The 13,461-nt window shown below is 55.4% G+C and carries 8 protein-coding genes; 6 read left to right on the top strand and 2 right to left on the bottom strand.

Features of this window, described 5'->3' with window-relative positions; translation table 11 throughout:
• Positions 1–23: 23 nt before the first annotated feature.
• From mrdA to IEX96_RS10350, 3 genes are all read left to right on the top strand, one after another.
• Positions 24–1,907, top strand: a complete 1,884-nt coding sequence (mrdA, locus tag IEX96_RS10360; protein ID WP_229773671.1) for a penicillin-binding protein 2 — start codon at positions 24–26, stop codon at positions 1,905–1,907.
• Complete coding sequence (gene rodA, locus IEX96_RS10355) at positions 1,904–3,046, top strand: rod shape-determining protein RodA (protein ID WP_150005489.1); 1,143 nt, start codon at positions 1,904–1,906, stop codon at positions 3,044–3,046. Before mrdA ends, rodA begins: the two co-directional genes overlap by 4 nt.
• A gap of 176 nt (positions 3,047–3,222) precedes the next feature.
• A complete protein-coding gene (locus IEX96_RS10350) occupies positions 3,223–3,735 on the top strand; it encodes a DUF2147 domain-containing protein (RefSeq protein WP_188873887.1) in 513 nt (170 codons plus the stop codon).
• Between the two features lie 47 nt (positions 3,736–3,782).
• Here the strand turns inward: IEX96_RS10350 and putA are convergent, their stop codons facing one another.
• Entirely contained in the window at positions 3,783–6,944 is a 3,162-nt protein-coding gene (putA, locus tag IEX96_RS10345) for a bifunctional proline dehydrogenase/L-glutamate gamma-semialdehyde dehydrogenase PutA (protein ID WP_188873886.1), read from the bottom strand.
• Positions 6,945–7,184: 240 nt separating this feature from the next.
• Here putA and IEX96_RS10340 point away from each other — a divergent pair, with 240 nt between their 5' ends.
• Entirely contained in the window at positions 7,185–9,722 is a 2,538-nt protein-coding gene (locus tag IEX96_RS10340) for a TonB-dependent receptor plug domain-containing protein (protein WP_150005491.1), read from the top strand.
• Positions 9,723–9,827: 105 nt separating this feature from the next.
• Here the strand turns inward: IEX96_RS10340 and IEX96_RS10335 are convergent, their stop codons facing one another.
• Positions 9,828–10,892 carry a GGDEF domain-containing protein gene (locus IEX96_RS10335; RefSeq protein WP_188873885.1) on the bottom strand — a complete coding sequence of 355 codons (1,065 nt, stop codon included), beginning with the start codon at positions 10,890–10,892 and terminating at the stop codon, positions 9,828–9,830.
• A 224-nt stretch (positions 10,893–11,116) separates the two neighbouring features.
• Between IEX96_RS10335 and IEX96_RS10330 the strand changes: the two genes are divergently transcribed.
• A complete protein-coding gene (locus IEX96_RS10330; protein ID WP_188873884.1) occupies positions 11,117–12,076 on the top strand; it encodes a homoserine kinase in 960 nt (319 codons plus the stop codon).
• Entirely contained in the window at positions 12,076–13,443 is a 1,368-nt protein-coding gene (gene thrC / locus IEX96_RS10325) for a threonine synthase (RefSeq protein ID WP_188873883.1), read from the top strand. The genes IEX96_RS10330 and thrC overlap by 1 nt, the downstream gene beginning before the upstream one ends.
• Positions 13,444–13,461: the final 18 nt, after the last annotated feature.

Genomic DNA, 13,461 nt, shown 5'->3' with positions numbered 1-13,461 from the left:
CGGAGCATAATATGGCGTCCGACATGTCGCGCTTTAAGGTTTTTTCCCGCCGTGCCGCGCTTTTGGCCGGTGCGCAGGGATTGCTGTCGATGGCCTTGGCCGGACGGCTTTATTATCTTGGCGTGATTGAAGCGGATCAATATGAAATGTTGGCGGAAGACAATCGCATTGCGATCCGTTTGCTGGCGCCGCAACGGGGCGAGATCGTGGACCGCTTTGGCGAACAGGTGGCCAGCAATCAGCAGGATTATCGGGTGTTCCTGATCCCCGAACAGGCCGAAGATATTCGCGCCACACTGACCCGGTTGGGCCGGATTATTTCATTGAACGAACGGGATCATCAGCGGATCGAACGCCAGATTTCCCGCCAACGCAAATTCTTGCCGGTTACGGTGGCGCAAGGCTTGGCCTGGGAAGATTTTGCAAAGATCAATGTATCGGCAGCGGATTTGGCGGGCATCCAGCCCGATAGCGGCCTGACCCGTTGGTATCCCGATGGCCCTGTGGCAAGCCAGGTGGTGGGCTATGTGGGCACGGCCAATGAAGATGAACTGGATGGCGATCCGCTTTTGTCCTTGCCCGGTTTTAAATTGGGCAAGCGCGGGATCGAGCGCAGTTACGACCGGACATTGCGGGGACGGGCCGGGTCCAGCCGGGTGGAAGTGAATGCCTATGGGCGCACCATCCGTGAACTGGCCCGCACCGAAGGGCAATCGGGGGAGCGCATCGCCCTGACGCTGGATATGGGCTTGCAGCGGGCTATTTATCAAAGATTGGGAGAAGAAGCGGCCGGTGTTGTGGTGATGGATGTGGAAATGGGCGATATTTATGCCTATGTGTCCACGCCGGCCTATGATCCCAACAGCTTTAATCTGGGGATTAGCCGGGAAAACTGGCAGGCATTGCTGCATGATCCCCGCAAGCCGCTGGTGGATAAATGCACATCGGGACAATATCCGCCGGGGTCGGTTTTCAAAATGGTGGTGGCACTGGCGGCGCTTCATCATGGCATCATCACACCGGAGAAAACCATTTATTGTAACGGGCGCCATCGCTTGGGCGACAATGTGTGGCATTGCTGGCGGCGCGGCGGTCATGGGGCCATGAATATGGAAGATGCTCTGGCCCGGTCATGCGATGTGTATTTCTATCAGGTGGCTTATGAACTGGGGATCGAACGCATTGCCCAATGGGCCAAAAGCTTTGGGCTGGGACAAGTCTTCGATCTGGAAATAGGGGGTGAATCCAAAGGATTGGTGCCAACGCCGGGCTGGAAAATGGCCATGACAGGCAAGCCCTGGGTGGGCGGAGAGACCCTGAATGTGGGGATCGGCCAGGGGGCTTTGCTGGCCACGCCTTTGCAATTGGCGGTGATGACATCCCGCCTTGCCAATGGAGGCCATATGGTGCGGCCAAGGCTGGTGCGGACCGTGGGCGAAGGCGTGCGGGCACAGGCCACGGCTCCGGAAAATGGCTGGCCGCGTCTGGATTTCAGTGCCGACCATCTGGCGGTCATTAAGCGCGGCATGGAAAAAGTATTGGAATATCGCGGCACGGCTTATTTATCACGTCTGGATCTTGATGGCGTAAAAATGGCTGGGAAAACAGGCACGGCACAGGTGCGCCGGATCACCCAGGAACAACGCGATAATGAAACCAAGCAGGATGAATTGCCGTGGCAGGCCCGCCATCATGCCTGGTTCGTGGCTTATGCCCCATTGGAAAAGCCCCGCTATGCCGCTTGCGTTTTGATTGAACATGGCGGTGGAGGGTCCAGCGCTGCGGCCCCCGTGGCGCGGGATGTGATGGCACAAACCCTGAAACGGGACCCGGCCAACCGCCCGGCGCTGGATCAGCTTATGGCGGCCAGTGATGGCCCGATTCATAATGGCGGGGGCGGGTCATGAACGACACCAGCCTGTTTGCTCCGCGCCGTGTGAAAAAAACGCTGCCGCAAAAATTGATGGAATTGAACTGGCTGTTCGTTTTGTTGCTTGTGGCCATCGCTTGTGTGGGGTTTGCCATGCTGTATTCGGTGGGCGGTGGCAGCTTTGACCCTTGGGCACGGCAACAGGCCATTCGGTTCGGAGCGATTTTCATCCTGATGCTGGTCATTGCGCTGGTGGATTTGCGCGTCTGGTTCCAGCTTGCCTATCCAGCCTATATCGGCGCGCTGATCTTGCTTTTGGCCGTTGAGTTCATTGGTGTTGTGGGCATGGGGGGGCAGCGCTGGCTTGATATCGGCTTCATGCGCTTGCAGCCTTCGGAGCTGATGAAAATTGCGTTGGTGATGGCCGTTGCCCGCTATTATCACGGGCTGAATGTGACGCAATCAAGCCAGATATTGCGTTTGATCCCCCCCTTCTTGATGGTTGCCATTCCGATGATCCTGATCATGCGGCAACCGGATTTGGGAACCTCTTTGCTTTTGGCGGCGGGCGGTGTGTCGGTGATCTTTCTCGCCGGAGCATCCAAATGGCTGTTTATTGGCGGGGCTGCGGCCACCGCCGGGGCCATCCCGCTGGCTTGGGGATTTTTGCACGATTATCAAAAGCAGCGGGTTCTGACATTTTTCAATCCGGAAAGCGATCCTTTGGGGGCCGGTTACCAGATCATGCAGTCTAAAATTGCGCTGGGATCGGGGGGGATGACGGGCAAAGGCTTTTTGTTGGGAACGCAAAGCCATCTGAATTTTTTGCCAGAGATGAAAACCGATTTTATTTTCACCGTTTTAGCGGAAGAATTTGGCCTTGTGGGGGGGCTGTCTGTGATCGGCCTTTATTTGCTGGTTTTATCTTATGGGATGTATGTTGCAGCCACCTGCCGCAATCAGTTCGGGCGGTTGTTGGCGGCGGGCCTGACCTTTAGCCTGTTTCTTTATGTGTTTATCAATGTGGGCATGGTGATGGGTCTGCTTCCCGTTGTGGGGGTACCTTTGCCGATGGTTTCTTATGGTGGGTCGGCCATGCTGACCATGCTTGTGGCCTTTGGATTGATTTTCTCTATATCTCTCAACCGGAAATTAGCAATTCCCCGCGGGATATAAGTGAATATGGTGCTGAAAAACAACGTTTTTATCAACAATTCGTGAGCTGGCGCATCAAGGCCTTTATTGCCAAATTACGGTCTTAATTCATATCTATCGAGAAATTATGTGTGTCGTGCCGTTGGGTGCGTCGCACCCCTGTGAGATATGTGTGCGTAAAACAAGGCTCTCTTTCGATGAAGATAATGGCGCAAAAAATTGCTGCGATGGTGGGCCTGCTTGGTTTGGTGGCTCCTTTGATCGCTTCTCCGGTATTGGCCGGGCCGGTCTTGGTGGGGCCTTCGTTGGCCGGACCTATCCAGGGGATGGATTTGCAGTCCGATTTAGTGCCTGATCCTACGAAGATCATGGGGGTCTGGAAAACCAAGGGCGGCAAATCCCATGTGCTGATCCACCCTTGTGTGGATGAAACGCGCCTGTGCGGCAGCCTTGTCTGGACCGATAGCGGTAAGCGCTTGGGGGAAACCATTCTCCGCGATTTTGCATTTGATGGCGCGCGCCTTGATGGCGGGCGTATCCGCGATCCGCGCTCCGGTAAGGAATATCGCGCCAAACTGGAATTGATAAGTTCCGACCAATTGCGTGTGAAGGGCTGCTGGCTTATTTTCTGCGGCGATCAAAGCTGGAGCCGCGCCTCGTCACATTTGGTGGATGTGGCACCGAATGTGGAACAAGGCGAAGGCAGCTAAAGGGCCGGGGCATATCCCCGACCCGGCTTGATTGCCCGAGTATCGGCCTAGCTGATCAACCGGAACAGATCTGTATTGCCGCCAATGGCGGCCGTGTTCACGGTGCGCACCCGTTCAATGGCAAAACGTAACAGATAGTGCGGGCCACCAGCCTTGAAGCCGGTGCCGGATAGGCCGCGTCCACCGAAAGGCTGCACACCCACCACGGCGCCCACCATATTGCGGTTCACATACACATTTCCGGCCATGGACTTTTCAAACAAGCTGTTCCAGCGGCCTTCAAGGCGGGAATGAATACCGCAGGTCAGGCCGTATCCGGTGGCGGCCAATTGATCCATCAAGCTGTCCAACGCTTCGGCCTTATAACGCAGGATATGCAGAACCGGCCCGAAGATCTCGCGGTCAAGCTGGCTTATGCTGTTAATTTCATAAATACATGGCGCGAAATAGGTGCCGTTTTGAAGATCGGACGGCAGATCGGCGCGGGCGATGAACCGGGCTTCCTTGTCCATGCGTGCTATATGTTTTTCCAATCCCGCGCGGGCCTGCTCATCAATGATGGGGCCAATATCGGTAACAGGATCGCCGGGATGGCTCACGGCGCGTTGGGACAGTGCCCCCTTCACCATATGGATCACATCATCGGCGACATCATCCTGGATACACAGGATACGTAAGGCCGAACAGCGCTGCCCGGCAGAGCCGAAGGCGCTATCCATCACAGCATCGGTGACCTGTTCGGTAAGGGCGGTGGTATCGACGATCATGGCATTTTGCCCGCCGGTTTCGGCAATCAGCGGCACAATGGCTCCGTCGCGGGCGGCCAGGCTGCGATTGATTATCTTGGCGGTTTCTGTCGAGCCGGTGAACACCACGCCGGCGATGCGTTCATCTTCTACCAATGGGGCAGCCACCTCTGGTCCGGTGCCGACCAGCAAATGCAGCACATCGCCGGGAACACCGGCCTGATGGAACAGCTCGGTGGCATAAGCGGCGATAAGAGAGGTTTGCTCTGCGGGTTTGGCGATCACCGCATTGCCAGCGGCAAGGGCGGCGGCCAATTGTCCGGTAAAGATCGCCAGAGGGAAATTCCATGGCGAGATGGAAAGAAAGACCCCGCGGCCTTCCAGCATCAGCTCATTGCGTTCGCCGGTGGGGCCGGGAAGCTGCGTGGGATCGGCAAATTGTGCTTCTGCCTGCATGGCGTAATAACGGCAGAAATCCACGGCTTCGCGGACTTCGGCGATGCCATCGGACAAGGTTTTTCCCGCTTCTCGCACCATCAGCCCGATCAGCACCTCCATTTCGTTTTCCAGCGCGTCCCCCATTTTGCGCAAGATATCGGCGCGGGCCTTGCCGCCAAGGCGGTTCCAGCTCTGCTGCGCTTTTAAAGCGGCCTTAAGGGCTGCTTCCCGGTCTGTCACAAGGGCCGGGCGGATGGTGCCCACCGTTTCAGTGCGGTCTGCCGGTGATTTTACAGCCATAGGGTCGCCGCCAGTGCGGGCGCCACAGACAAGGCAGGCGAGATCCCATGTTTTGCCTTGTTGTTGCGCAAGGGCTTGGGTCAGTGCGTCCAGTTGTGGCCGGTCATTCAGATTGATCCCCTTGGAATTGGCGCGTGCCGTTCCATAAAGATCATGGGGAAGCGGAATGTCCGGATGCCGCCCATGGGTGTCTTCTTCCATGCCCAGAATGGGGTCGCGGGCCACATCCTCTACCGGTACTTTATTATCCATAAAGCGATTGACGAAGCTGGAATTGGCACCGTTTTCCAGCAAGCGTCGCACCAGATATGGCAGCAGATCCCGATGGGCGCCAACGGGGGCATAGGTGCGGGTTTTGACTGGACGGCCGATTACCTGTCGCACAGCGCGATATAAAAGGTCGCCCATGCCATGCAGGCGCTGGAATTCATAATCTGCATCCTGTCCCATTTCTTCGATGGCGGCGATGGTATGGGCGTTATGGGTGGCGAACATGGGGTAAAAGGCATCGCCCCCCTTGATCAGTTTCCGCGCGCACAGCAGATAAGACATATCGGTGGCCATTTTGCGGGTCCACACGGCGTAATCGGGCATTCCCAGTTCTTGGGCATGCTTGATTTCCGTGTCCCAATAAGCCCCTTTCACCAACCGGACCGGAATCCGGCGGTGGGTTTCGTGGGCCAGAATTTCCAGCCAGTCCACCACATAGCGGGCGCGTTTTTGATAAGCCTGAAGGGCAAGGCCAAGACCCGACCAGCCCAACAGCTCCGGCGAGCGGGCCAGAGCTTCGAACAGATCAAGAGACAGATCGAGCCTGTCGGCTTCCTCTGCATCAATGGTAAGCTGGATGTCGAATTCTTTCGCCAAAAGCGCCAGATCATGGAGGCGCGGCAGAATATCGTCGATCACGGCCTTGGCATTGGTTTGCTCATAGCGCGGATGCAGCGCCGAAATCTTGATGGACACGGATGATCGCGTATTGGGGCCGCCAAGCTTGGTGCTTTCCTGCTTGCCCACAGCGGTGATGGCATCTTTATAAAGCTGGAAATAGCGATCCGCCGTTTCCGATGTGCGAGCGCCTTCGCCCAGCATGTCGAAGCTCATCAACTGCTTTTGTTCTGGCATTTTGGCCATGCGTTTCAGCGCTTCCTTGATGGAGCGCCCGAACACGAATTGCCGTCCCATGATTCGCATGGCCTGATTCACGGCTTGCCGGATAACCGGTTCCCCGGCGCGCTTCACGAGCTTATCGATAAAATCGCCGGGATCTTTGCGGATGGCAGGGTCCACCTTGATCACCCGTCCGGTCAGCATCAAAGCCCAAACACTGGCATTCACAAACGGACTATTGGACTTTCCCAAATGGCTGGACCAATCGCCCGTGCGGATTTTTTCCGCGATCAGGGCATCTTGTGTATCCGGATCGGGGATGCGCAACAACGCTTCCGCCAAACACATCAAGGCCACACCTTCCTGATTGGACAGGCCAAATTCCTGCATGAAGGCATCAAGGGTGCCTTGTTCGGAGCTGAGATCGCGGGAGCGCTCGACCATTGCTTTTGCCCGTTCAAACACCCGTTCCCGTTCGTCATGGGTTAGCGGTGTGGCGGCCAAAAGAGCGCGGTTTTCTTCCACTTCGTTGGCATAGCCAGCCACACGCAGGGCAAGACGCGCATCATGCAATGTGCGGGGTGCAGAATGTGTTGAGTGAACGGCGTCGGTCATGCGGTCATCCTTTAAGCAGGAATGGTCTTGTTCCTACCCGCATGTAGCCTCTTGTGAGGCAGATGAAAAGCAAAGTGCGCATTGCGCAACACTTATGCGATTTTTTCCAAAAATGTGCGTTTATAATCGCGTTATTTCACTGAAAGTATTACGGTTGTTGCGTATTGCCGTGCGGGGAAACATCAAAAAATCTGACGCGGCAGGAAAAGAAAATAATCGGAGGAGCGAAAAGTGAAAAATATGCAACAAAGTAAGTTGCTATCTACGGTGGCTTTGGCCCCGTTTATCGCCCTGATGGCGAGCAATGCGGTGGCCCAAACCGATGATAGTACAGAGGCCGTTTCCGAACATATCGAGGAAATCGTAACACTGGGAACCCGTGTGAAAGGGCGCTCGGCGACCGATACGGCGGTTCCTGTGGATGTGATCAATGTGGAAAGCATCCGACAAAACGGCTTCACCGAATTCGGGCCGATGCTGCAAGCTCTTGCCCCCTCGTTTAATTTCTCGCGGACACAGATTTCCGATGGCAGCGATCTGTTCCGTCCCGCCACCTTGCGCGGGCTTGGCCCCGATCAGGTACTGGTTCTGGTGAATGGCAAGCGGCGTCATCAGCGGTCGCTTCTGGGTCTGTCGGGCACCGTGGGGGAAGGGGCAACCGGCACCGACTTTAATGCCATTCCCACTGCCGGCATCAAGCGTGTCGAAATTCTGCGTGATGGCGCGGCGGCGCAATATGGTTCTGATGCCATTGCCGGTGTGATCAATGTGGAACTGCAAGACAGTGTTGAAGAATTTTACCTGTCGGCGCAGGTGGGCCAAACCTATGCAGGTGACGGGGAAAGCTATCAATTCCAGGGCAATGGCGGCTTTTCTCTGGGCGATAGCGGTTTCATCAACTTCACGGCGGAATACCGCAATGGGGAGCCCACCAACCGTGCCGATATCAGCCCGTTCTTCGGGGATCGCCGTTTCCAGATGGGGGAATCGGATAGCGAAGGCTATATGCTGTGGTATAATATGGCGGCCCCCATCTCGGATAGTGTCGAGATTTATAGCTTTGGCGGCTATTCTTATAATGAAGCCCTGGGCGCAGGCTTCTATCGCTTTACCAACAATCCGGCCCGCGCCATTCCGCAAGCCTTCCCTGAAGGATTTTTGCCGCGTGATTTGAATGAATCCGAAGATCTCTCGGCTGCTGGCGGCTTCAGGGGTGAACTGGCCGGTGGATGGTCGTGGGATGTGTCGGCCGTTTATGGCAAGAACAGCTATGATTTGCGGGTGCGCGATGCCCCCAATGTGTCTATCGCCGCAGACTTTTTTAACAACAATCCCGGCGCTACCGATGCGGAAATCATTGCCAATGTCGGCCCCACTTCGGGCTTTTCCGGCGGGTTGGAGTTTGAGCAAGCCACCTTCAATGCGGATATTGCCGGTGAAATCAACGATTTGCTGCCCGATACGCTTTATGTGGCGGTTGGTGCGGAGTATCGTGATGAAACCTTCCGCATCACAGAAGGGGAGCTGGACAGCTTTTCGTGCGGACTTAGCCCGGAAAACCGCTTCATTCCGTCGATCGTTGATCCCAATACGGCAGCAACCTGCGGCTTCCAGGCCTTTCCCGGTTTCCGGCCCGAAACGGCAGGAACTTCGGGGCGGGACAATTATGCCATCTACGCCGATCTTGAAACGACCTTCGGTGACATCTGGACATTGGGGGCTGCCGCGCGGTTCGAGGATTATGGGGAAGTGGGCGACAAGCTGACATGGAAGGTCAGTTCTCGCGTTGAAATCTCTGAAGATTTCGCCGTGCGCGGCGCCATTGCCACCGGCTTCAGGGCACCCTCCTTGCAACAAATTGGCTTTACGCAGGTGGCCACCAATGCCAGCGCGGCCGGTCTTACGGAAACATTGCTGGCTGCTGTGGGAACGGATTTCCCGGGATTTTTCGGGATTGATAATCTGGAGCTTGAAGAATCAGACAGCTATAGCGCCGGGTTCGTGTGGGAGCCCATGGATGATCTGACAGTGACCGTGGATGCCTTCCTGATCCAGATCGATGACCGGATCGTTTTGGGAAATCCTTTGCGTCCGGCCGATCTGGATGCGGTGCCTGATGCCCAGCAATTCCTGCTTGATCGTGGTATCGGACAGGCCAATTTCTTCTCCAATGCCATCGATACGGAAACCAAGGGCATTGATGTGGTGCTGAACCATACGGCGCAAATTGCCGGTGGATCTCTCGCTTCGACCTTTGCCTTTAACTATAATAAAACGACCGTGGAAAAGGTAACGGCCCCAACCGGTGTGGACCCGGCCTTCTTGTTGCCTGATCCTTCCGAAGTGTTCATCGAACGCGGACAGCCCCGTGTGCGTGCCAACGCCAATTTCAACTATGAAAAGGATCGCTGGGGCGGCGTCTTGCGGTTCAACTATTTCGGCAGCACGGAAACCAGCTTCTTTACGGCAGCAGGCTTGGGCTTCCCGCCTCCAGCCATTGATGCGCTGGGACTTGCCGATGAAGAGCGCTTGCGGCCCGGATCTGCCGTGCTGGTTGATCTGGAACTGCGCTACAAGCTGACAGATTGGGCGCAATTTGCTTTGGGTGCCAATAATCTTTTGGATCAAAAACCCAACAAGCTGGCGGACAATTCTCCCTTGCGGTTTATTGTCGGCGATCCAAGCGGTGAATTTGGCAATATCAAATTCCCGCTGCGTGGGCTTGCTTATGGCCTGAATGGCGGATTTTATTATGCCCGTTTCGAATTCAATTTCTAAAATCGGGTCTTGAACATCATGCAGAGCCGGGTTTGCGCCCGGCTTTGCTTTTTTGGGGCGCGCCGGTTCTAGGCGGAGAGGCCAAACGGCTTTGGACAATCCGTTTCAGGCGCTGATGCTATCGGTGTTGTGGTGCTGCAGATCGGAATCCGTGGCGATTTCGACCCGATTGCGGCCATCCCGCTTGGCGCGGTACAGGGCTTCATCGGCCCGTTGCACAAAATCTTCCAGAGATTCTCCGGGGGAAAAAGCCGCGATACCAAAGGACGCGGTGATTTTTCCGTAATGTTCGCCCGTGACCCGGTTTTTAAGGTTGCTTCCCGACAGGGCTGTGCGGATATGCTCCGCCACGGTTTGCGCATCTTCCAAAGGGGTTTCAGGCAGAACCGCGATGAATTCCTCACCGCCATAGCGCACGGGGAGGTCCTTGCCTTTTAGAACCAGCTTGAGCTTGGACGCGACGATTTTTAGAGCCTCATCACCGATGCGATGGCCATATTGGTCGTTGAAGTGTTTGAAATGGTCGATATCAAACATAATCAGCGACATGGGTGCGCCGGTTTCGCCGGAAATCACCGCCGATGTTTGCAGGAAATTGTTGAATTCACGCCGATTGGCAAGGCCGGTGAGGGGATCGGTGGTGGCCTCTTTCCGCATTCTGGTCAAAGAGCGCCGCAGAGCCGTGATTTCTCCCCCGGTGGTGTTGAGGTTTTTTTCGATCGTGGCGCTCATTTCGGTGATGACACGGGCTTCTTTTATCAGCCCCAATGCCAGACGCTCGATCTCTTCGGTGGTTGATACATTCTTTGCATCCGATGAAATCGTGGCCACCTGCTTGCCAAAATGCGCGCTGCCTTTTTTCGCAGTGCTCACATGCTTGATGATGGTGGTGGCCAGTTCGTGCAAGCGTTCCGTTGCTTCATGGACTTCTTTGCTGCCCCGGCCGATACCAAAGAATTGTTCGGCAATTTCAGCGCAACGGGTTTCGGTAAAGTCCCGCTTGTTGCTGATGAGGATATTGATGGCGGAATTCAATTCCGGGTCGCGACCGGCAGCATAGTTATACCAGATCTGATAATTTTGGGGCGTTGGCGGAATGTGGAAACGCTCCATAAGCTGAAGTGCACTTTGTGCGAATTCATTTGCTTGATCCAGGCCGTCCGCAGTCATAAGGGGTCCCCGAAGCATTTCCTCTACATCTTTGTGACAGAGCAGAGTTAAAAAAAGATTGGCAGTATGACCTTTCTCGTTTCAGTTCATGACAATCTTTATCAGATTGTAGCAAGTTGTCATTTTTCTCCCTCATTTTTCGCAATATTCCATCTGCCCCCTTGCGTCATTGCCTAATTTTATGTCCATTATGCTGCCCATATTCTCATTGTATTCGAGCATTCATGGCTGTCTTCACCAAAGTCTCAGATCAGGACCTCTCGCAGTTTCTCGCAGATTATGATCTGGGCGAGGCTGTGTGCCTGTCGCCCATTGCTGAAGGCGTGGAAAACACCAATTACAAATTGGAAACCACGCAGGGGCTGTTTGTTTTGACATTGTTCGAGCGGCGTACCCCTGCCGATGCCTTGCCTTATGTGGTGGGCCTGATGCGGCAGCTTGATGCGCGGGGTGTTGCCGTGCCCAGCCCTATCGCGGATCGTACAGGCACATATTTGAAACTTTTGTGCGACCGGCCGGCCCTGATTGTAAGCTTTTTGAAAGGGCGTTCTTTGACAGACCCCGGTGTAGAGGCCTGCAAGGAAGCGGGAAAAGGGCTGGCCGAATTGCACAAGGGGGCACAAGGCTATGGTGGCTTTAGACCCAATCCCTATGGCTTGTCCAGTTGGGGCAGCTTGGCGGAAAATTGCGAACAGGCGGCGGATCAGGCCGCCCGCGAGCGCTTGGCGGATATTTTGCGCGCCCTTGATTGGTTGACCGAATTTTGGCCTTATCATCTGCCCAAAGGCTCGTGCCATACTGATCTGTTCCCGGACAATGTGTTCTTTCATGAAGGAAAGCTGAGCGGGCTTATCGATTTCTATTTTTCATGCGATGAACTGCGTGCCTATGATCTGGCGGTGTGCCTGACGTCTTGGTGCTTTGATCGGCAAAACCGCTTCATCCCCAAGCGCGCAGAGGCAATGATTGCCGGATATAGCGCCGTACATCCGCTGTCCGCTGATGAGCGGGCGTCTTTACCGCTTTTGTGTCTAGGCGCGTCTGTGCGCTTTACCCTGACCCGACTTTATGACCGCCTTTATCCGCAGGAGGGGGCCATCGTTCTTGAAAAAGACCCGGAGGAATTCGCCTCCCGCATGGACCTGTTTTTTGAGATGACAACCGCTGGAAAAGGGATTTTCTGATGCGCTATACCAGCACCCGTGCCGATCTGGATTGTGGCTTTTCACAGGTGGTGGCCAGCGGGCTTGCCCCTGATGGCGGGCTTTATCTGCCAACAGAATGGCCGCGGCTTTCTTCTGCTGATTTGGCGGCGCTCGCTTCAGGCAGTTATGGCGACACGCTGCAGCATGTGGGGGCACTTTTCGCCGATGATGAGGTGAGCGCCGACAGTTGGGGCCGCATTGCCGAAAAGGCATTGGCGGGGTTTCGCCATCCGGCCATTGCCCCCCTTAATCAATTGGGGCCAAAGCAGTGGCTTTTAGAGCTGTATCACGGGCCAACGCTTTCTTTTAAAGATTATGGCCTGCAGCCCTTATCGCAGCTTTTGGCAGAGCTATCGGCCCATAGCGGGAAAAAATTGTTCATTCTGGGGGCAACATCGGGCGATACCGGTTCCGCTGCCATTGCCGCTTTTAGTGGCAAGCCCAACACAAGAATTGTGATCTTGCATCCTGATGGTCGGGTGTCTCCTGTGCAACGCAGGCAGATGACCACAATCGACGATGAGGGGGTGCAAAATATCGCCTTGAAAGGCAGTTTTGATGATTGCCAGCGGATCGCCAAGGCGCTTTTGGCAGAGCGATCGGCACACAAGGATCAATCGGTCTTGTCGGTGAACTCCATCAATTGGGGGCGCTTGCTGTTCCAAACCGCCTATTATGTGCATATGGGGGCCAGAATGGGCCGCCCCTTTGCGGTTTCTGTGCCCAGCGGCAATTTCGGGAATGCATTATCAGCGATTATTGCCGCCAAAATGGGGGTGCCGATCAAGCATTTGATTGTCGCCACCAATGCCAATGATGCCCTGAGCCGGATTTTCTCGACGGGTGAAACGGATCGCGGCGATGTGCGCCATACCCTGAGCCCGGCCATGGATATTCAGATTCCCAGCAATCTGGAACGGTTGCTCTATCTGCTAAATGGGTGCGATGCTGCGCGAACAGCGCAACAAATGGAGACAGCGGCCACAAGCGGGCATCTATCCTTGCCTGAAAAATGGCGGGAGGCTTTGCCTTTGACCTTGGAGGCTATGTCGGTGGATGACGAGACGATCCTGTCTACCATTGCCGAAACCTACGTCAAGACCGATCGCATCATTGATCCCCATACGGCGGTGGCGGTTCATGCCGCACACTATGCCAAACACGCAAGGGAACTTGAGATTATATCCATCTCAACGGCGCATCCGGCAAAGTTCCCTGAAGCGGTCGAGCGTGCTCTTGGCTTTGCGCCGCCCGTTCCCGCTCCCTTGCGGGATCTGTTTGAGCGTGAAGAGCGCTTTGATGTGGTCGCCCCCACGCTGGATGCTGTGCGGACCGCCATCGGCTAAAGGCCACAAACGCTTTTC

It is taken from the genome of Iodidimonas muriae, assembly GCF_014647255.1.
GTDB classification, from domain to species: Bacteria; Pseudomonadota; Alphaproteobacteria; order Sphingomonadales; family Rhodothalassiaceae; genus Iodidimonas; species Iodidimonas muriae.
The sequence above is the reverse complement of the archived record's forward strand: the minus strand, read 5'-3'. Positions and strand labels throughout refer to the sequence as shown.